Below are 586 nucleotides of genomic sequence, written 5' to 3' on the forward strand. Positions count from 1 at the left end.
CCAACCTGTCAGGGCAGAACAACTAGTCCGCGGTCGGCAGCACCCGGTGATCATGGGCTCAGACGACTGACCTACGCTTTCATGGTCGAAAGACGCTGATCGCCGATGGTCGGAACTGGGTCAGTTGGGGACTTTCTGCGGACCCTGGCGGGCTGGCTGCGGGCTGCGTTCCCGTCTGTCAGGTCACGCTGCGCCCGCCCGCCCGCCCGCCCGCCCGCGGAGGAGTGGGGGACTTGGCAGGTCCTGCCTTTTCGGCGTCGGCTAGCCTGCTGCCTGCCATGACTGAACACGACCCGATCCGGTTCGTCACTTCCCTCAGCGCCAGGCCGTGCCCCGTGGGGTGGTGTAGATCGTCCGCGTGCTGCTCTGCGGTGTTGCTGACTATGCCGTCTGCAGGGCGGGCTGGTCGATCACCTCGCTGGGGTCGGTGCAGCGGGGCTCGAGAGCGGTCGGCTCGGGCGGGTTGAGCAGAGCCATGGAGGCTTCGGAGAGGTAGCGGCGGTCGGAGACCTGCCACTCGTCGTGGGCCTCGATCAGCACGCAGCTGGCCAGCCGGAGCAGGGCGGTGAACCGTCCTGGGGCCGGT

At 68.3% G+C, this 586-nt stretch carries 1 pseudogene; it reads right to left on the reverse strand.

Going from position 1 to position 586, the window contains the following annotated elements:
• Nucleotides 1–381: 381 nt before the first annotated feature.
• Nucleotides 382–586: pseudogene (locus A6V29_RS06265) on the reverse strand (IS256 family transposase); the annotation flags it as partial.

The organism is Blastococcus sp. CCUG 61487, assembly GCF_005222955.1.
Taxonomy (GTDB): domain Bacteria; phylum Actinomycetota; class Actinomycetes; order Mycobacteriales; family Geodermatophilaceae; genus Blastococcus.